18 protein-coding genes and 1 tRNA gene are annotated in these 20075 nt (G+C 55.7%); 15 read left to right on the top strand and 4 right to left on the bottom strand.

Translation table 11 applies throughout. The features are described from left to right. Positions 1-18: 18 nt before the first annotated feature. On the top strand, positions 19-1320 hold the full coding sequence (gene rho / locus R5H23_RS10900; RefSeq protein WP_046900397.1) for a transcription termination factor Rho: 1302 nt from the start codon (positions 19-21) through the stop codon (positions 1318-1320). Between the two features lie 59 nt (positions 1321-1379). Here rho and R5H23_RS10895 read toward each other — a convergent pair whose 3' ends face one another. Beyond that, the gene (locus R5H23_RS10895; RefSeq protein ID WP_046900398.1) at positions 1380-1865 is read right to left on the bottom strand and encodes a methylated-DNA--[protein]-cysteine S-methyltransferase; all 486 of its coding nucleotides are present in this window, start codon (positions 1863-1865) and stop codon (positions 1380-1382) included. 423 nt (positions 1866-2288) lie between these two features. Here R5H23_RS10895 and R5H23_RS10890 point away from each other — a divergent pair, with 423 nt between their 5' ends. The 9 genes from R5H23_RS10890 to R5H23_RS10850 all read left to right on the top strand — a co-directional run bounded on the left by R5H23_RS10890 (position 2289) and on the right by R5H23_RS10850 (position 12086). Further along, complete coding sequence (locus R5H23_RS10890) at positions 2289-4553, top strand: PQQ-dependent dehydrogenase, methanol/ethanol family (protein WP_099211272.1); 2265 nt, start codon at positions 2289-2291, stop codon at positions 4551-4553. Positions 4554-4587: 34 nt separating this feature from the next. Beyond that, positions 4588-6024 (top strand): cytochrome c, encoded by a 1437-nt coding sequence (locus R5H23_RS10885; protein ID WP_046900400.1) that lies wholly within the window; start codon positions 4588-4590, stop codon positions 6022-6024. Positions 6025-6137: 113 nt separating this feature from the next. Further along, a complete protein-coding gene (gene mnmE, locus R5H23_RS10880; RefSeq protein ID WP_317215429.1) occupies positions 6138-7433 on the top strand; it encodes a tRNA uridine-5-carboxymethylaminomethyl(34) synthesis GTPase MnmE in 1296 nt (431 codons plus the stop codon). A gap of 3 nt (positions 7434-7436) precedes the next feature. Beyond that, positions 7437-9293: a tRNA uridine-5-carboxymethylaminomethyl(34) synthesis enzyme MnmG gene (mnmG, locus tag R5H23_RS10875; protein WP_317215428.1), complete on the top strand. Its 1857-nt coding sequence runs from the start codon at positions 7437-7439 to the stop codon at positions 9291-9293. Further along, positions 9290-9871, top strand: coding sequence for a 16S rRNA (guanine(527)-N(7))-methyltransferase RsmG (gene rsmG, locus R5H23_RS10870; RefSeq protein ID WP_317215427.1), 582 nt, complete (start codon positions 9290-9292; stop codon positions 9869-9871). Before mnmG ends, rsmG begins: the two co-directional genes overlap by 4 nt. Next, on the top strand, positions 9861-10661 hold the full coding sequence (locus R5H23_RS10865; protein ID WP_317215426.1) for a ParA family protein: 801 nt from the start codon (positions 9861-9863) through the stop codon (positions 10659-10661). The genes rsmG and R5H23_RS10865 overlap by 11 nt, the downstream gene beginning before the upstream one ends. A gap of 6 nt (positions 10662-10667) precedes the next feature. Further along, positions 10668-11546: a ParB/RepB/Spo0J family partition protein gene (locus R5H23_RS10860; RefSeq protein WP_317215425.1), complete on the top strand. Its 879-nt coding sequence runs from the start codon at positions 10668-10670 to the stop codon at positions 11544-11546. Between the two features lie 120 nt (positions 11547-11666). Further along, a tRNA-Lys gene (locus tag R5H23_RS10855) sits at positions 11667-11742 on the top strand. Positions 11743-11918: 176 nt separating this feature from the next. After that, positions 11919-12086: a hypothetical protein gene (locus R5H23_RS10850; protein WP_167386116.1), complete on the top strand. Its 168-nt coding sequence runs from the start codon at positions 11919-11921 to the stop codon at positions 12084-12086. 28 nt (positions 12087-12114) lie between these two features. On the opposite strand, the gene R5H23_RS10845 is transcribed toward R5H23_RS10850, so the two are convergent. Continuing rightward, positions 12115-12804 (bottom strand): histidine phosphatase family protein, encoded by a 690-nt coding sequence (locus tag R5H23_RS10845; protein ID WP_086634871.1) that lies wholly within the window; start codon positions 12802-12804, stop codon positions 12115-12117. Next, a complete protein-coding gene (locus tag R5H23_RS10840) occupies positions 12801-14849 on the bottom strand; it encodes a hypothetical protein (protein WP_317215424.1) in 2049 nt (682 codons plus the stop codon). The genes R5H23_RS10845 and R5H23_RS10840 overlap by 4 nt, the downstream gene beginning before the upstream one ends. A 188-nt stretch (positions 14850-15037) precedes the next feature. Between R5H23_RS10840 and rfbB the strand changes: the two genes are divergently transcribed. The 5 genes from rfbB (at position 15038) to R5H23_RS10815 (ending at position 19641) form a co-directional block, all read left to right on the top strand. Then, positions 15038-16093, top strand: coding sequence for a dTDP-glucose 4,6-dehydratase (gene rfbB, locus R5H23_RS10835; protein WP_086634874.1), 1056 nt, complete (start codon positions 15038-15040; stop codon positions 16091-16093). Positions 16094-16113: 20 nt separating this feature from the next. Next, the gene (gene rfbA, locus R5H23_RS10830) at positions 16114-16986 is read left to right on the top strand and encodes a glucose-1-phosphate thymidylyltransferase RfbA (protein ID WP_174694806.1); all 873 of its coding nucleotides are present in this window, start codon (positions 16114-16116) and stop codon (positions 16984-16986) included. A gap of 105 nt (positions 16987-17091) precedes the next feature. Beyond that, positions 17092-17655, top strand: a complete 564-nt coding sequence (rfbC, locus tag R5H23_RS10825) for a dTDP-4-dehydrorhamnose 3,5-epimerase (protein ID WP_046900410.1) — start codon at positions 17092-17094, stop codon at positions 17653-17655. A gap of 8 nt (positions 17656-17663) precedes the next feature. Continuing rightward, the gene (gene rfbD, locus R5H23_RS10820) at positions 17664-18554 is read left to right on the top strand and encodes a dTDP-4-dehydrorhamnose reductase (protein WP_232309224.1); all 891 of its coding nucleotides are present in this window, start codon (positions 17664-17666) and stop codon (positions 18552-18554) included. 76 nt (positions 18555-18630) lie between these two features. Then, positions 18631-19641, top strand: a complete 1011-nt coding sequence (locus R5H23_RS10815) for a glycosyltransferase family 2 protein (protein WP_317215423.1) — start codon at positions 18631-18633, stop codon at positions 19639-19641. On the opposite strand, the gene R5H23_RS10810 is transcribed toward R5H23_RS10815, so the two are convergent. Beyond that, positions 19632-20075, bottom strand: a complete 444-nt coding sequence (locus R5H23_RS10810; RefSeq protein ID WP_317215422.1) for a hypothetical protein — start codon at positions 20073-20075, stop codon at positions 19632-19634. The two genes, R5H23_RS10815 and R5H23_RS10810, sit on opposite strands and share 10 nt — an antisense overlap.

Raw genomic sequence — 20075 nt, 5'->3', positions numbered from 1 at the left:
ACATAAGGCGCGTCTTTCATGCATCTCGCCGAACTCAAGAAAAAATCTCCGGCCGATCTGCTGGCTTATGCAGAGGAACTGGAGATCGAGAACGTCTCGTCCATGCGCAAGCAGGACATCATGTTTGCCATCCTCAAGACCCTTGCCGAGCGCGATCAGGCGATCTACGGCGAAGGGACGCTGGAAATCCTGCCAGACGGTTTTGGATTCCTGCGCAGCCCGGAAGCAAATTACCTTCCTGGCCCTGACGATATCTATATTTCCCCAACTCAGGTTCGTCGCTTCGGTCTCCGCCCTGGCGATACCGTCGAAGGCCAGATCCGTGCGCCGCGCGACGGAGAGCGTTACTTCGCTCTGCTGAAGGTCAACACCATCAACTTCGAGGACCCGGACGTTGTCCGGACTCGTATCAACTTTGACAATCTGACGCCGCTCTACCCTGAGCGCCGCCTGAAGATGGAAGTTGAGCAGTCCGAGCCAGCCGCAAGCGAGTCTTCTCCACGCAGCAAAGGCAAAAAGGACCAGCGCGACTACACCCCGCGTGTAATCGATCTGGTGACGCCAATCGGCATGGGCCAGCGCGCCCTGATCGTTGCTCCGCCCCGTACGGGTAAGACCGTGATGCTCCAGAGCATCGCTGCGTCCATTTCGGCCAACCATCCTGAAGTCTTCCTGATCGTTCTTCTGATTGATGAGCGTCCGGAAGAAGTGACGGACATGGCGCGCTCGGTGCGTGGTGAAGTCGTGTCCTCCACCTTCGACGAACCGGCAACACGCCACGTTCAGGTGACGGAAATGGTTCTCGAAAAGGCCAAGCGCCTTGTCGAGCACAAGCGCGACGTGGTCATCCTGCTGGATTCCATTACGCGTCTTGCCCGCGCCTACAACACCGTCGTTCCTTCATCGGGCAAGGTTCTGACAGGTGGTGTGGATGCAAACGCCCTGCAGCGCCCCAAGCGCTTCTTCGGTGCGGCCCGTAACATTGAAGAAGGTGGCTCACTCACCATCATCGCAACGGCCCTGATCGATACGGGCTCGCGCATGGACGAAGTGATCTTCGAAGAGTTCAAGGGCACCGGTAACGCCGAACTCATCCTGGATCGCAAGCTTGCAGACAAGCGTACCTTCCCGGCCATCGACATCACCAAGTCTGGCACACGTAAGGAAGAGCTTCTTGTTGAGCGCGGTGAGCTTTCCAAGATGTGGGTCCTGCGTCGCATCCTTGCCCCGATGGGCACGATGGATGCCATGGACTTCCTGCTGGACAAGCTCAAGTACAGCAAGTCCAATCAGGACTTCTTCGACGCGATGAACAACTGATCCTGTTGTTTGCATCACAAAAAAGGGGAGCCATGGCTCCCCTTTTTTATTGGGCTTTCTCACTCACCCTTTTCGAGATTGAGGAGAATTCTCTTGTCTACAACACCATTCAGGCCCGAATAGCCTCCAAGCCCGTTTGTTCCCACAACCCGATGACACGGGATCAGAACAGGGATCGGATTCGCGCCCATTGCTCCGCCTATGGACCGGGCTGATCCACCAGCCTGTGCCGCAATCTGGGCGTATGTCCGGGTCTCTCCGTAGGGAATTTCAAGGATTGCCTGCCAGACCTTCTGACGATACGGCGTGCCATATGGAGAAAATGGCAGACTGGAAAAATCTACCTTTTCGCCATCGAAATACTGTTCGAGCAGATCCCGAACTTTTACGAGGAGTGGAGTTTCCTCCTGATCGCGTCCCCATCCCCAGTCGAGAGCGACAATACGCCCTTCGTCTTCACTGATGGTGAGGGCTCCAAGAGGAGAATAACAGGATAGCTGTGGCATACAGCTAGGCTGCCTGATGCCTTGGAAAGCGTCAATCATGCTTCCCTAAAAGAGTCCCGATCAAAAAAACGTATGCATGCTCTGCATATTCCGGGAAGCCGATATTCTCAAATAACATATGGAACTATTTTCGTATTCTTTCCTGAAATACTCTGCAATCTGTTGGGAAATAGCCATTCGTGTGTCAAAACTGCGACAGGATCGCTCAGATACAGGTCATTAGTTTTTGAGAACAATTCTCATCTAGTTGTTTTTCGATTTTTGTCAGCATAACGCTCACGGAAACGTCAGAAGCTCAGTTTTCTATAAACAATAAGATAAGGAGTAGTAAGTTCTCGTGATGCTGGTTTTCCAGGCAACTTCAAAAACTGATGATTCCTTACCTGTAAGGCATCCATCAGGACTTGAGCGGTCCGGAATATCAGCAGTAAGAACAGTCTTTGCAAAAAGGACAGTCGGATCATGGTTTCTGGTCTACTGACGCCGATCAACGTTACGAAGAAGCGCCTTCTGGGCTGCGCGGCCGCACTGGCATTCTGCGCAGCTTCCCCTCTTGCCCTCGCTGAGGACACCGGTACCGCCATCACCAACGCCGACCAGCATCCAGGAGACTGGATGAGCTATGGTCGGACCTACTCCGAGCAGCGCTATAGCCCCCTGGACCAGATCACCAAGGACAATGCCGGCAATCTGAAGCTGGCATGGCACTATGACCTGGATACCAACCGTGGGCAGGAAGGTACGCCGCTGATCATCGATGGCGTCATGTATGCCACGACCAACTGGAGCAAGATGAAAGCTCTGGATGCAGCAACAGGCAAGCTGCTCTGGTCCTATGATCCAAAAGTTCCCGGTAACATTGCTGACCGTGGCTGCTGCGATACGGTCAACCGTGGCGCGGCTTACTGGAACGGCAAGGTCTATTTCGGCACGTTCGACGGTCGTCTGATCGCTTTGGACGCCAAGACCGGCAAGCTGGTCTGGAGCGTTTATACCGTTCCCAAGGAAGCACAGCTCGGTCATCAGCGCTCTTACACGCTTGATGGCGCTCCGCGTATTGCCAAGGGTAAAGTCATCGTCGGTAACGGTGGTGCAGAATTTGGCGCCCGTGGCTTCGTGACGGCGTATGACGCTGAAACGGGCAAAGTGGACTGGCGCTTCTTCACTGTTCCAAACCCCGACAATAAGCCGGACGGCGCAGCTTCTGACGATGTGCTGATGTCCAAGGCTTACCCGACATGGGGCAAGGGCGGCGCATGGAAGCAGCAGGGCGGCGGCGGTACCGTCTGGGATTCGCTGATCTATGATCCGGTCACAGATCTCGTCTACCTGGGCGTCGGTAACGGCTCACCATGGAACTACAAGTTCCGGTCTGAAGGAAAAGGGAACAACCTCTTCCTCGGCAGCATCGTGGCCATCAATCCTGATACCGGCAAATACGTCTGGCATTTCCAGGAAACGCCGATGGACCAGTGGGATTACACCTCGGTTCAGCAGATCATGGCGCTCGACATGCCGATCAATGGCGAAATGCGCCATGTGCTCGTTCATGCGCCAAAGAACGGCTTTTTCTATATCCTCGATGCCAAGACCGGTAAGTTCATTTCCGGCAAGCCTTACACCTACGAGAACTGGGCCAATGGTCTGGACCCTGTGACGGGCCGTCCGAACTATAACCCCGACGCTCTGTGGACGCTGAACGGCAAGCCCTGGTACGGCATTCCGGGCGATCTGGGTGGCCATAACTTTGCTGCCATGGCTTACAGCCCGCAGACGAAGCTGGTTTACATCCCGGCTCAGCAGGTTCCGTTCGTCTATGACCCGCAGAAGGGTGGCTTCAAGGCTCACCACGATAGCTGGAACCTTGGTCTGGACATGAACAAGATCGGCCTGCTGGATGACAACGATCCGCAGCACAAGGCTGACAAAGCCCAGTTCCTGAAAGATCTGAAGGGCTGGATCGTGGCCTGGGATCCGCAGAAGCAGCAGGCAGCGTTCACGGTTGACCACAAGGGTCCGTGGAATGGTGGCCTTCTCGCCACGGCTGGCGGCGTTCTGTTCCAGGGTCTCGCGACCGGTGAATTCCATGCTTACGACGCTACGACAGGCAAGGATCTGTTCAAGTTCCCAGCCCAGAGCGCCATCATTGCTCCTCCGGTGACCTATACAGCTCACGGCAAGCAGTATGTTGCGGTTGAAGTGGGTTGGGGCGGCATCTATCCGTTCTTCCTCGGCGGCGTAGCTCGCACCTCCGGCTGGACCGTCAACCACTCACGGATCATCGCCTTCGCTCTTGATGGCAACGACAAGCTGCCAGCCAAGAACGAGCTCGGATTTGTTCCGGTGAAGCCGCCTGAGAAGTGGGACGAAGCCAAGACCAAGGACGGCTACTTCCAGTTCCAGACCTATTGCGCAGCCTGCCACGGCGACAACAGCATCTCTGGCGGCGTTCTGCCTGACCTGCGTTGGTCCGGTGCGATCCGCGGGCCTGAGAAGTTCTACAAGCTCGTCGGCAAGGGTGCTCTGACGGCCTACGGTATGGATCGTTTCGACACGTCCATGTCTCCGGCTGAAATCGAAGACATCCGCAACTTCATCGTAAAGCGCGCCAACGAGTCCTACGCAGACGAAGTCAAGGCCCGAGAGAATGAGGCAGGCGTCCCGAACGGCGAATTCCTCAACGTCCCTCAGGGTCCGGTTGCGCCTGCAACGCCGGACCATCCGTGACGGGAAACCGTCACGCTGAAAGGAATGACGTGACATGCTCAAGGCATTAACTCGGGACAGACTGGTATCTGAGATGAAACAGGGATGGAAATTCGCGGCCGCAGTCGGCCTTATGGCAGTGTCTTTTGGCGCTGCCCAAGCCCAGGACGCTGATGACGCCCTGATTCAGCGCGGTGCCTACGTGGCCCGCCTGTCTGACTGCGTTGCCTGTCATACAAGCCTGCACGGTCAGCCTTTTGCTGGTGGTCTGGAGATCAAGAGCCCGATCGGCACGATCTACTCCACCAACATCACGCCTGACCCGACATACGGTATTGGCAGCTACACACTGGAAGACTTCACCAAGGCGATCCGCAAGGGTATCCGCAAGGACGGCGCGACGGTTTATCCGGCCATGCCGTATCCTGAGTTTGCCCGCCTGTCTGACGACGACATCAAGGCCATGTATGCCTTCTTCATGCATGGCGTGAAGCCGGTCGCCCTTCAGAACAAGCAGCCGGACATCTCCTGGCCGATGAACATGCGCTGGCCGCTGGCCATCTGGCGCGCCATGTTCGTGCCAACCGTTACACCGGGTCTGGACAAGAGCATTTCCGATCCGGAAGTGGCTCGCGGCGAATATCTGGTGAACGGCCCGGGCCATTGCGGCGAGTGTCATACACCTCGTGGCATGGCCATGCAGGTCAAGGGTTACACAGCCAAGGACGGCAATGCTTACCTGTCCGGTGGTGCCCCCATCGACAACTGGATTGCTCCAAGCCTGCGCAGCAACAGCGACACGGGTCTGGGCCGCTGGTCTGAAGACGATATTGCTGAATTCCTGAAGAGCGGCCGTATCGACCATTCCGCCGTCTTCGGTGGCATGGCTGACGTGGTGGCCTACAGCACGCAGCATTGGACTGATGACGATCTGCACGCCACAGCCAAGTACCTGAAGAGCATGCCTGCCGTGCCTGAAGGTAAGAACCTTGGTCAGGACGATGGCAAGGCAACAGCCCTGCTGGAAGCTGGCGGCAAGGGTGATGCGGGGGCAGAGGTTTACCTGCATAACTGCGCCATCTGCCATATGAATGACGGTACAGGCGTCAACCGTATGTTCCCGCCTCTGGCTGGCAATCCGGTTGTCATCACCGACAATGCAACGTCGATGGCCAACATCGTGACCTTCGGCGGCATTCTGCCTCCGACGAACACAGCACCATCTGCTGTTGCCATGCCGGGCTTCCGCGATCATCTGTCTGACCAGCAGATCGCTGATGCCGTTAACTTCATGCGCAAGAGCTGGGGCAACCAGGCTCCAGGCACACTGTCTGCCGCAGATATCCGCAAGCTCCGTACAACAGGTGCTCCGGTTTCCACAGCAGGCTGGAACGTGTCGTCCAGAGGCTGGATGGCTTACATGCCACAGCCTTACGGCGAAGGCTGGACCTTCTCCCCGCAGACGCATACGGGTGTGGACGAGGCTCAATAAGCCTCTTCTGACCCTATCGGTCTGACAGAAACGGGCGGTCCGGAAACGGGCCGCCCGTATTCTTTTGTACAGGCCGATTTCACATGACGACGTCCTGCATTACATAAAGGGGCATGAACCCCTTTTCTTCCTCGGACCCTCAGGTCATTTTTGCTCTGGCCACAGGCGCAGGCCGCGCAGCGATCGCCATCATGCGCGCCAGCGGACCGGGAAGCGCCTCTATTCTCCAAAGCCTGTGCGGGTCCTTGCCCGAACCTCGGCGTGCCAGCCTCCGGAGCATTCGCCATCAGGGCGAGGTGATGGATCATGCTGTGGTGCTCTGGCTGCCAGGGCCAAAATCGTACACCGGAGAAGATGGGTTCGAGCTACACCTGCATGCAGGTCCGGCAGTTATTGCACGTGTCGCTGACGCCTTGACGGATCTAGACGCCCGCCCTGCAGAGCCGGGAGAATTCACAAAGCGCGCCGTGCAGAGGGGCCGACTGGATCTCCTGCAAGCAGAAGCCATCGCAGACCTCGTCGATTCCGAGACTGAAAGCCAGCGCAAACAGGCCCTACAACAGGCCGATGGAGCGCTAAGCCGCCTTTATGACGGATGGGCTCAACGATTAAGGCTGGTTCTGGCCCATCAGGAAGCTCTGATCGACTTTCCTGATGAAGACCTTCCCCCTGAGGTGGAACACACTCTTCTGGCCGAGATGTCAGCTCTACATAACGAGATGTCCGCTCATCTTCAGGACAACCGTGGAGAACTGATGCGTCAGGGTCTGACGGTCGTGATCGCAGGCTCGCCAAATGTTGGAAAATCAAGCCTTCTCAATGCGTTATCCGGATATGATGCAGCTATTGTCACTCACCGCGCAGGAACAACACGGGATGCCATTGCAGTAGACTGGGTTCTGGATGGTGTTCGTCTTCGTCTGATCGACACCGCCGGGCTGCGGGAAACTGAAGATGAGATTGAGGCTGAAGGCATTCGCCGGGCACTGTTTCACGTGAAACAGGCAGACGTTATTCTGCACCTCATTGGGCCGGATGAAGCAGTCGATGCTTTGTCTTCCGATGAAATTGCAGTCCGAACAAAAATCGACATCGCGCCAGCGCCCCCGAACATGCTAGGCATCAGCACCCAGACGGGTGAAGGTCTGTCAGAACTGCGAGCCTTCCTGACCCAACGGGTCTCTGCGATGACGGCCAATGCCGGAGCGCCGCCTTTGACCCGTGCTCGCCACCGTGCAGGCATTCAGGAAGCTGTTACGCACTTGGATCTCGCCCGAGGTGCCACGTGGCCCGAGTTGCGCGGAGAAGAGTTACGCCTGTCCATGCAGGCTCTGGGACGTCTGACCGGACGTGTTGATGTTGAATCCCTGCTCGATGCAATTTTCGGGCAGTTCTGTATCGGGAAGTAAGTTTTGAGCGATTTCGATATCATCGTGATCGGCGGCGGCCATGCTGGTTGTGAAGCAGCCGCAGCGTCAGCACGCTTTGGGGCCAAGACGCTCCTGCTGACGCACAAGCTCGAAACCATCGGGGCTATGTCCTGCAATCCTGCCATCGGCGGCATCGGTAAAGGACATCTCGTGCGTGAGATTGACGCGCTGGATGGTCTGATGGGCAAAGCCGCTGATCGCGCTGGCATCCATTTCAAGCTGCTCAATCGCTCCAAGGGACCGGCTGTCCATGGCCCGCGCGCGCAGGCCGATCGCTCCCTTTACAGAACGGCTATTCAAACCCTGCTGGCAGAAACACCTAATCTGACGATCATGGCTGGAGCTGTTGGAGATCTGATTGAAGAGAACGGACATATTCGTGGTGTGATCTGCGAAAATGGTCGGTCCTTCCGCTGTGGCGCCGTGGTGCTCACGACAGGCACGTTTCTGCGCGGTGTCATCCATGTCGGCCACGAACAACAGCTTGCGGGGCGCATCGGTGAAGCGCCAGCTACCAAGCTGGGAGAACGACTGGAAGCTCTGAAGCTTCGTATGGGCCGCCTCAAGACTGGCACACCTCCACGCATTGCCCGAGACAGCATTGACTGGGAAAGCCTGCCTGAAGATCGGGGTGATGAAATTCCAGAGCCGTTCAGCCCTCTGACGAGCAGCATCACCAACGCCCAGGTCTCATGCCGGATCAGCCAGACCACACCGGAAACGCACCGGATCATCAACGAAAACCTGCACCGTTCAGCCATGTATGGTGGCGCGATTGCAGGCCGTGGCCCACGATATTGCCCATCGATTGAGGACAAGGTTGTCCGTTTCGCAGAGCGGTCTTCCCATCAGGTTTTTCTTGAGCCCGAAGCGCTCCCTGGAAATCCCGGGGGTGACCTTGTTTACCCGAACGGGATCAGCACCAGCCTTCCCGCTGATGTTCAGGCCCTCATGATCGCATCGATGCCGGGGCTGGAAAAAGCGCGGATCGTCACAGCCGGATACGCTGTGGAGTATGATTACGTCGATCCGCGAGAACTGATGCCCTCACTTCAGTTGCGCAGCCTGCCTGGCCTTTACCTTGCGGGGCAGATCAACGGCACGACAGGCTATGAAGAAGCTGGCGCTCAGGGCCTTCTTGCTGGCCTGAATGCCGCCCGCGCGACCGCCGGAAACGATCCGCTCATTCTGGATCGGAGCGATGCTTATCTGGGTGTCATGATCGACGACCTGACATTGCATGGCATCAGCGAGCCCTACCGCATGTTCACGTCACGGGCCGAGTATCGCCTGAGCCTTCGGGCTGACAATGCAGACCTACGACTTACGCCAAAAGGCATGGAAGCCGGCTGCATTCTCTCTGAACGCGCTGAAGCCTTTACCGACATGAAAACCCAGATTGACGCAGCCATGGCACTGGCAGCATCGACGACCTTCCTGCCCCAAGCCCTCAAAGACGTCGGGTTTGAGGTCTCTCTAGATGGACGACGTCGGAGCGTTCTGGATGTTCTTGCCAGCAACGGCGACCATTCGAAGGTGTTGGATCTGGCGCCATGGTTTGGCGCTCTGCCTCTCCGTATCCGCCGTCATGTGGAAACGGAAGCCCGCTACGGCGGCTATCTCCAGCGGCAGGATCGCGAGATCAAGCAGCTTGCATCCGAAAGCGCCATCGCTCTTCCGGACAATCTGGATTACAACGCTATCGGCGGCCTGAGCAGTGAAATGCGTGAGCGTTTTACTCAGGCACGACCAACCAGCTTTGCAGCTGCGCAACGTGTGCGAGGTGTAACCCCCGCTGCGCTGGTTGCCCTGCTGGCCCATGTAAGGACCCTGTCATGACCACCGTTTCACGTGAAACGCAGGAGAGACTGGAACGCTTCGCAGACCTGCTCGTGCAATGGAATGCGAAGATCAATCTGGTCAGCCCAAAAGATCTGGGCCAATTGTGGCCACGCCATATTCAGGACAGCCTGCAACTCGCAGACATGATTCCTGCCGGTGCAACCATTACTGATCTGGGCTCAGGCGGAGGCTTTCCTGGCCTTATTCTGGCAATCGCAACAGATAATCCTGTGACGTTGATTGAGTCCGATCAGCGGAAATGTGCCTTCCTCCGAGAAGCTGGACGCATCTGCGGAGCCAAAGTCACGGTCATTCCAAAGCGCATTGAAGCCGCAACCCCGCCAGAAGCCCACATCATTACAGCCCGCGCGCTGGCCCCGCTGGTCAAACTGCTCGGATGGGCGCGTCCTTTGCTGAAAGAAAACGGATTTTGTCTGTTTCTCAAAGGCATAAAGGCGCAGGATGAGTTGACCGAGGCAAGCCGTGACTGGCACATGACATCTACCATTCTTCCCAGCCGCACCGACCCCGGCGGAGCCATTATCAAGGTCAGTGATTTCAAGCGTGTCGTCTAATTCCGTATCCCCCACCACCCGCATCATTGCCGTCACCAACCAGAAGGGCGGTGTCGGCAAAACCACGACCACAATCAACCTAGCTGCTGCGCTGGCACGGAAACAGCGCGTCCTGCTCGTTGATCTGGACCCTCAAGGCAATGCCTCGACCGGGTTGGGCATTGAGTATGATCAGCGGAATATTGGCACATATGCCGCCCTAATGCAGGAAGCGGAGCCTCAGGCTCTCGCACAGCCGACAGAGTTCGAAAATCTTTCGATTATCACCGCCAATAATGAGCTGGCTGGTGCTGAACTTGAGATGATCGCAGATGAGCGTCGTGAATATCGTCTAAGGGATGCTCTGCGCTCCCTTGAAGGCGACTACAATACCATCCTGATCGATTGCCCGCCCAGCCTTGGCCTTCTCACGCTCAATGCCCTCGTCGCTGCAGACAGCGTTCTCGTGCCGCTACAGTGTGAGTTCTTTGCGCTGGAAGGGATCAGTCAGCTTGTGCGCACCATTGACCGTGTGCGGCGCGCTTTCAATGCAGATCTGCATCTCGAAGGCATTGTGCTGACCATGTACGATCGGCGGAACAACCTTTCAGAACTCGTGGCACAGGATGCACGAGGTTTCTTTGGTGAGCAGGTTCTCGAAACGCTAATCCCGAGAAATATTCGTATTTCCGAAGCCCAGAGTCATGGCAGCCCGGTGCTGAACTATGATGCACGCTCCACAGGCGCAGTCGCCTATGTGGCACTGGCGGACGAACTTCTGAAGCGAACCGAGAACAGGACAAAGGCGTAAGCTGCGATGGCCAAAAAGGACACTTCTCCGCGCCTCGGTCGTGGTCTTGCCGCCCTTCTGGGCGATCAGGCTCCCCAACTGGCCCGTGCTACGCGCGCCAATGCGCCTGTTCAGCAGCATACGTCCCTGCCCGTTGACGTGCTGGAGCCCAGCCCCTTTCAGCCCCGTCAGGACATGAACCCTGAGCGCCTGGAAGAACTGGCCAATTCCATTCGGTCCCGCGGCGTTCTGCAGCCCCTCCTCGTCCGACCAGACCCGTCCAACCCTGAGCGATACCAGATCATCGCTGGCGAGCGGCGGTGGCGCGCCTCTCAGCTAGCCGGGCTGCATAGTGTCCCAGTGCATGTACGCCAACTGGATGACACGGATGCCATGGCAGCCGCGCTTGTGGAAAACCTTCAGCGCGCCGACCTGAACCCGATCGAAGAAGCTGAAGGCCTTCAGCGGCTCATCACAGATTATACCCTGACGCAGGAAGAACTGGCCGGCGCTGTCGGAAAATCCCGACCTCATATCACCAATACCATGCGCTTGCTGAACCTGCCGCCAGAGATCCGGGCCCATGTTCGCCGCGGTGAACTCTCCGCCGGACATGCCCGTGCCCTTCTGAGCCATCCGGACCCGCTAGCTGCGGCCAAAACTGTTTTGGAAAAAGGGCTGAATGTCCGCCAGACAGAAGCTCTTGTTGCTGAAAAATCAGAGAAGAAAGCCGTTCAGAAAAAGCGCCGGGACGCAGAAATTGTCCAGATTGAAGAAGATCTGGCTCTTCGGCTGGGACTTAAAGTCCACATCGCTTACGATGGAAAAAAGGGCGGCTCGCTAAAGATCGATTACCGATCTCTTGAACAGTTTGAGAGCCTCATGCGCCTTCTCAACCGGGAATAAGAGGCGGTTATCAAAGGGAACCATCATTTTTTTTGGATTTTATTCATTATAATCTGAAAAAACCCCTTGCAAGCATTCCCGCTTCCCCTTTATAAGGCGCCTCACCGGAAACGGAGCGACGGGCACATAGCTCAGTTGGTAGAGCAGCTGACTCTTAATCAGCGGGTCCAAGGTTCGAGCCCTTGTGTGCCCACCAAGCTCCGTTTCCGGTCTTACCCTTGAAAATATAATTTTCTAAATTCGGTTGCTTTTACTTCTAAAAAGCATTTGCTCGAATATTTTCACAAAAATTAAAAACAATAGCCCCTAAAAGAGCATTCTTTGGTGCTAATGAAATCTTCCTATCGCCATTTTTGACGACAAGAAGATCTCATGGAAAAAGCTTTAAAGAATTTTTGCTCGGCGCTGTTTGCAGTTTTGTTGTACAAGCTTCTGCAAGAGTACCATCACGCATCCTATATTCTGGCTGCACTCGGCGGTTGCCTGATGCAATGGATTGTTGATGTGACAAGTGCTCGCTTAAAGAAAAAGAATACCTAACCAAGACCTCTTCAGAGGCATCCCCGGTTTATCCCCGAAAATCTGGCAGTTCATTAACAGCCACAACACGCCACAGCCCATTGATACGCTCGATAATCGAAATCGATAGATTTTGAATAGTGAAGCGCAGAGCAATATCAGGGTGAATGGCCAGAGCATGTGAAAGTGCCGCCCGGATCGCGCCACCGTGGCTCACAACAACCATATCCTGACCAGCATTTGCGTTCGCAAGATCTTCCAGCCCATGGGAGACGCGCGCACAAACATCCAGCATGCTTTCTCCGCCCGGCGGAAGCTCACTGGCTGACAAAGACCAGAATGGATTGGGCGGCAGCCTCAGCAGAGAGAGAAACTGATCGTGCGGCGTTCCGTGCCACTCTCCGATAGATTGCTCAATAAATCTTGGATCAACCGTGACGTCAGCATGTGTAAACGCTCCTGCGCAGCGTATCTGTGCAGCAGTGTCACGTGCTCTTTGCAGCGGTGAGGTATACCAGACAGCATCGGACGGCAGACGTCGAGCCAAAGCAGCGTATCCACCCTGCTGGCTCGCCATCGCATCCCTGCAAAGCGGAACGTCCATCGCGCCATACATGGTCTTACGCGCGCTCGCCTCTACAACGGCATGTCTGATCAGCCAGAAGCGGGTAATACCGCGTGGCAGTTCAGGCGTATCAAGAAAGTGCCCATGAGGGACGGCTTGGTCTGTCTGTGTCATGAGAGAGGCGCGTAACGGGGAACAGGGTTGGCGTCCAGAAGAACGTCCCAGTTTTCCAAAATGAGCTCAAGTTTGGCAAGCACCCGCTTCGCGTCTGCGCACTCCCGCTGCAAGCGCTGCTTTTCGTCCAGGCCCTCGTGCGATGGCTCTCCTGAGACCAGACGCGCGCCGCCACACAGTCTTAAAGCCCCAGCATGGCCAGTCACCAAGGGGTGTGGAACCGGAACAGGCTGGCCAAGAACACAGAGAAGTGCTGCCTCGCCCTCCCCTACCCATGGTGAAAGATCTGCATTGAGCCACCGATGCAACTTACGCGCATCTTCCAGTCCGAGAGGCGCATCCGGATTTTTGGGATCTTCCACCAGAAATGACAGAATGGTCGGCACAGCGTCCCACCGACCATCATCAGTAGGTTTCCCGACGGGCAGTAACGTACACGTAGGACTGGCCTCTACCAGCTTAACAGCCTCGGTCATGAAATCATTGAGTCTCTGACGGATCAGGGAATCAGGAAGCGAAAAGAGCGCATCCATTTCAGCGAGAGCGGCATGCCAGCGTAGGGCCAGACCGATATTGTGACCATTATTCAACGCGTGCCCGTCAGCCTGCTCAGGCCACTCGTCCCGATTTCCATAAGACTTTAGGCCTTTTGGAAGCGAAAACGCTGGCATCTTTTCCAGGATCACATCTGGCAGCAGAAGGGCCCCACAGAACGGCGGTCCGGTAAAGAATTTTGACCCCGTGATCATAACTAGCAGACCATTCCTGACCCATTCGGAAACACGCGACGGGCTGAGGCGAGCCTGACAGGCATCTACCACTACACTCAGATGCTCTCCCAACTCAGCCTGCAACTCTGCAACCGTTTCCATATCAGGTGCAGCAAGACCCGTTTTTGACTGATCCAGACGATGCAGCAGGACATGTCGGCCAGCTTTCACTTCTCGTCTGGCCAGTTCCCTACATTCGGCATTGATGTCTTCAAGCGGACGCGAAGTTCCATCCTCATTCCGGATGGTAACCCCGAACAGTTGTGTGTCTTCAGGGAAGCCCTCAATCAGCTCTCCCTTCCCGACTGTCGTGGAGCATGCGCTGTCACCCGCGAAATGACGGCCACGCGCAGCAAGGGGCACGCCGCTTCCTGTCTCGTCGGGCGCCAGAAGAATGGAACTGACGGGTCGATCTGTTCCAGCAGCGACAAGAGCAAGAACAGCAAGTTCGCAATCCGTGCCAGACGCCGACAGCAGAACAGCATCTTCAGGCAATCCGTAGTGGCGCCCAATACCTGCGCGCGCGCTTCTGACGATGCCTTCCTGCACAAGATCCGGGTCCTGCTTGGACAGAAGCGCATTCATCATCATGCAACGCGCGAATTCTGCTCCCCCGAACCCCCGCTCTGACAAAGAGGAGGCTGTGGAAGAACCGAACGTCACCGCCCAGGGGCGTGGACGATGAGAGCAGGAATACTTGTTCAGGCCAGTTTCGGGATCAACGGCCAGACGGGAATCCCCGCCACTACTCATCAATGTCTCTGCCGGCGCCATAACGTGCCACAGACGCACCAGAACGGGTCTGAGGCGCTTTGCGTCATCTTCGATGAACTCAGGCGTATTCGACAGGTGTTTCTTCAGAGTTCCCCAAAGGGACAGAAGCGTTGTGCTGTCCGGAACGTCTCCCGCACAGAGAGCCAGTTCCTGCGGAAGGGGATTGACCGCGTTCGTATCAAGCGCATGAAAGAGAGCGGCAACACGAGCAGCCGCAAAACTCGCAAGCCGGGCGTCTGCTCCATTGTGAAGAAGCCTGAAAAGCTCAACAGCCTGCCGAAGGAATGTCGGAGCCAGACCCGGCATTCGCAAACAGGGTTCACCCAGCTTCAAACATGCGCGGCCTGTAACCGAATGCGGTTCAGACAGAAGATTCTCACCGAGTTGAAAAGACTGCTCCAGCGAAATATCAAGCTCGGGCATCAGCCCTGCAGCAACGACCCTCAGATCCGGACGCTCCAAAACGTCTACAAGCGATCGGGTCAGTATATCAGCCAGCATGCCTCTAATCTCCTGCCTAACAGGAATGTCTGGGTAGCTCATTAAGGAACTCGGGGCGAGGCCTTAATGGTTACGGGAATTGGTTTCATTAATATTACCATGATCAAAGTTTGCGCCTCTTGTACAACACTGTAAGATACTTTCTCGTGACGGGGCAGGAGCTCCTACCGTGATGTTAAGAGGTTGAAATGCGGATATTGTTGACAGGCGGTTGCGGCTTCATAGGTTCAGCCGTGGTGCGTCATATTATCAGAAATACCGAACACAGCGTGCTGAATGTAGACTGCATGACGTATGCAGCTTCTGAAGATACCGTAGCCGAAGTCGCTTCTGATCCGCGTTATTCCCACGCACGGGCGAACATCGTAAACGGCGTTGAAATGCAGCGCCTCTTTGAGGAATATCGTCCGGATGCCGTCATGCATCTGGCGGCTGAAAGCCATGTAGACCGTTCGATTGATGGTCCTGGCGTTTTCATCCAGACAAATATTGTTGGCACTTATTCTCTTCTTGAAGCTGCCCGGAAATACTGGAGCAGCCTTGAGAATGATGAGAAAGCGGCTTTCCGTTTCCACCATATTTCAACGGATGAAGTGTTTGGCCACCTTGAGCCAAACGATCCGCCATTTACTGAAACAACCCCTTACGACCCTCGCAGCCCTTACTCCGCTTCAAAAGCCTCTTCCGATCATTTGGTTCGTGCCTGGTATCACACCTATGGCCTGCCAACTTTCGTCACCAACACAACCAACAACTATGGCATCTGGCACTTCCCGGAAAAGCTCATTCCGCTCGTGACCATCAACGCCATTGAAGGTCGCGAATTGCCGGTTTACGGCAAAGGTGAAAACATCCGTGACTGGCTGTTTGTTGAAGACCACGCTGAAGCCCTTGTCCGCGCTGTCGAAATCGGCGAGCCGGGAGAGACTTACGCCATTGGTGCACGTCAGCCCCGGACGAACCTGGAAGTCGTCAAGAAAATCTGCGCGGTTCTGGACGAACTTCTTCCTGACCCGGAAGGCCCGCGTGAACGTCTGATCCGCTATGTGACAGATCGCCCCGGCCATGACTTCCGTTATGAAATTGATCCGTCCCACGCCGAGAAAGAGCTGGACTGGAAAGCCAAGAACGACTTCGAAACCGGCATCCGCAAAACGGTTCAGTGGTATCTCGACAACCGTGACTGGTGGGAAGGAATCCGCTCCAAGCGTTACACGGGACAGCGACTGGGAACACGCTCATGAGCACGATCGAGACGAAGCCCATGAAGGGTATCATTCTGGCTGGTGGTTCAGGCACACGCCTGTATCCCATGACGCTTGCTTCCTCAAAGCAGCTCCTGCCGGTCTATGACAAGCCGATGATCTATTATCCTCTTTCCACGCTGATGCTGGCGGGAATCCGGGATATCATGATCATCACGACCCCGCATGACATGCCACAGTTTCAGCGCCTTCTGGGCGATGGTTCACAGTTCGGCGTCAACTTTGAATACCGCATCCAACCTTCCCCGGACGGTCTGGCCCAGGCATTTCTGATCGCGGAAGACTGGATCCAGGGGGCGCCTTGCGCACTCGCTCTTGGCGACAACCTGATCTTCTCCGAACATCTCGGCGTTCTGCTCCGTGCGGCATCGAACCGTCCGGAAGGGGCAACCGTCTTCGCCTATCAGGTCCGCGATCCAGAGCGTTATGGTGTGGTGTCGTTTGATGAAAGCGGTCGGGCCCTGAAGGTTGAGGAAAAGCCGTCCGAGCCAGAGTCTCATTGGGCCATCACAGGTCTGTATTTCTATGATCACCGCGTTGTGGATTTTGCCAAAAAGGTAAAGCCTAGCCCTCGTGGGGAACTGGAAATCACTGACCTTAACCGGATGTATCTTGAAGAGGGAACGTTGCAGGTCGATCGCCTTGGGCGCGGCTGTGCCTGGCTTGACGCCGGCATGCCGGACAGCCTGATGCAGGCTGGAACCTTCGTTCAGACCATTCAGTCCCGTCAGGGTATGCTGGTTGGCTCACCTGCTGAAGTCGCATTCCGCAACAAGTTCATCAACGCTGATCAGCTTCGTGCCCATGCGAAGAAAATGGGCAAGACAGAGCTCGGGCGTCTTCTGCTTGAACTCGCGGACCACGCTTCCTGAAATAAAAACCCCAAACGCTGTCTGATTTTTCAGACAGCGTTTTTTCGGAGGCAATCTCTATTTGGCCTCCAGTTCTCAAACGTCATTTATAAAAAGGAATTTGTTATGAAGGTTGAACGTCTCGCCATTCCCGACGTCATTCTTGTCACGCCGCCGCGTTTTAGTGACAACCGGGGTTTCTTTTCAGAAACTTACAATTTCGATCGTATGACGGAAGCGGGCATCAACCTTCCTTTTGTTCAGGACAATCAGAGCCTGTCCTGCGAGAAAGGCGTTGTGCGCGGGCTTCACTGCCAGCTTGCCCCCTATGAGCAGGGAAAGCTGGTTCGTGTAACGCGCGGTGCAATCTGGGATGTTGCTGTAGATGCCCGCACAGGCTCCCCGACCTACGGTCAGTGGGTAGCTGCAGAGCTGTCTGCTGAAAACTGGTCTCAGCTCTGGGTTCCGCCGGGCTTTCTGCATGGTTTCGTGACTCTCGAAGAGAACACGGAAGTTCAGTACAAATGCACATCGCTTTACAGCAAGGTTTCCGAGCGCGCCGTCATCTGGAACTGCCCGGACCTGAACATCGATTGGCCCATCGCCGAAGAAGAGGCTATCCTTTCTGACAAGGATAAGGTCGCTCCGCACTTCTCCGCAGCCAAGGGCTGGTTCTCTTACGAAAAGTGAGTCGCATTATGTCCAGCACAGGTCCTATCCTTGTCACGGGCGGCAATGGCCAGCTCGCGACGTCTCTTGCGAACATCGGGGGTGATCAGATCATCCGTGTTGGGCGCCCTGAATTCGACTTCGACAAGCCGGAAACCATTTCCGCAGCTATCGAAAAATACCGCCCTGAAGCTGTCGTGAATGCAGCTGCCTGGACGGCCGTTGATCTGGCAGAAACGGAAACAGCTGGAGCGGAGCGCGCCAACTGCTCAGGGCCAAAGGCGCTCGCGGAAGCCTGCGCAAAGGCTGGCATTCCGTTCATCCACGTTTCAACGGACTATGTTTTCTCCGGTGACAAGGGATCTCCTTACACGGAAGAGGATCCTACCAGCCCTGAAACAGTCTATGGCAGCACAAAAGCTGACGGCGAACAGGCTGTTCTGGCGGCAAACCCAAAGAGCATCATCCTTCGGACCTCTTGGGTTTACTCCGCGCACGGCAAAAATTTCGTCAAGACCATGATCAATGCTGGCGCCAAAAATCCAGCGCTCAAGGTTGTTGGCGACCAAAGCGGCAACCCCACCAGTTCTGACGATCTGGCTGACGCTATTCTCGCTATCCTGGCCCTCATCGAGAAAGATGGCTGGAAGCCGGAATTTGCTGGCATTTATCATGCCAGCGGTACAGGCGAGACGACATGGCACGGTCTGGCTGTCGCTGCCCTGGAAGAAGCAGAAAAGCATGGTCAATCCATGCCAACAGTCAGTGCAATCCGGACTGAAGACTGGCCGACCCCGGCCAAGCGTCCGCAGGATTCAAGACTGGATTGTTCAAAACTTCATCGTGTGTTTGGCGTTCGGTTGCCTGAATGGCGTGAAAGCGTCGCACGGACAGTCCACCGGCTTTTCGCTGCGATCTGAAAAAATGGGTCATCCAGCAATTACGCAGGATGACCCTCCTGCCCAGCTTCCCTGACCCGTCTTAACCAAGGATATTATGTCTTCTCCCCACTCCGGCATTCGCCGCTGGAACCCACAGATGATACGGGGAGGAGCAAGCCAGACCGCCGACAGGACAGACCGTGTCGCCATTCTACTGTCCTTGCATAACGGCGAGACCTATCTCAACGCACAGCTCGACAGCATTCTCGCGCAGACCCACACGGACTGGGTCCTTTACTGGCGTGATGACGGATCAACTGATGCCTCCCGTGTGATCATGCTCTCATTCGAAGAGCATCGCGGACATGGGCGTTGCATCGAAATTACATCCGTCATGGGCAATATGGGCGTGACGGGGTCTTATCTGCATCTTCTGGATTCCATTCCTCCAACGCCATTCGTAGCGTTCGCGGACCAGGATGATGTCTGGCAGCCTCAAAAGCTGGAATGGGCGCTGGAATGGCTCCAGAAACAGCCGCTCGATGTGCCCGCTTTATATTGTGCCCGTCAGTATCTGACAGATTCTTCGCTCAACGTGTTCAGTAAGTCGGCGTCCCTCAGCCGAACCCCTGACTTTGCATCCGCTCTGACGCAAAACATCGCAACCGGGCACACGGTTGTTATCAACGCTGCGACATATGAGCTTTTATATGAGCGACTGCCTCCACCCTTCATCCTGCATGACTGGTGGGCTTATCTCGTTACGATGGCCTCTGGCGGCAAAGTTTTTTTTGATGAGCGATGTGCCAGCTATTATCGCCAGCACGCGCGCAATACCGTCGGGGCAAAACGCTCGCTTCTCAGCCGCGGCTTAAGTGCTCTCAGACGTGGACCCGGCGTCTTCATGACGATCTTTGAGTCCAATGTTCAGCATCTGCTCCATGAGCCAGATATCCTGACAGAAGACGCACAGACCCTTCTGTCAGAACTGGCGGGAGCCCGGACGTTAAGAGCCAGAATCAAAATCCTCTGGAGGCGAAGAGAGCTTCAACGCCAGACACGTTGTGAGACCGCTATTTTCCGTCTCTGGTTTCTTCTCGCGGTCCGACAGCCTTCTCAAGGCTGAATATGTAGCTCGCGCCGCATGGCGTCCATGAAAGCCCCGTCATGCTCAAGACTGAATGGGCGTGCAGACGCGTAATCATAAGCAATACTGGCTGCCTTGATGCGCAGGTCTTCAGGTTCTGAAGCATACCGCGGAACAATATGCGTATGAAGAGACGGTGCCAGATTGCACCATGTTTCGTAATTGATGCGATTTGAGGCGGTAAGAGCCAAAAGAGCATCCCCAATAGCGGCAACATCCAGAAGATATTGAATCCGCTCCTCACCTTTCAGGTCATTCAGGGACGGCACAACAGGATCGGCGAGGAGTTGGCAATATCCTGCAAGAGGCTGCGTCTCACCAATAACAAGCCAGCCTGATTTCATACGCCCAATGACAAACGGGTTGCTGCCACTTCGCGCGGCAACAACCCGTTTTGCAATAACATCCAACAT

The organism is Gluconobacter sp. GP1 (assembly GCF_032913585.1).
Classification (GTDB): domain Bacteria; phylum Pseudomonadota; class Alphaproteobacteria; order Acetobacterales; family Acetobacteraceae; genus Gluconobacter; species Gluconobacter cerinus.
Note: the sequence above shows the minus strand (reverse complement) of the source record. Positions and strands in the feature narration are given on the sequence as shown.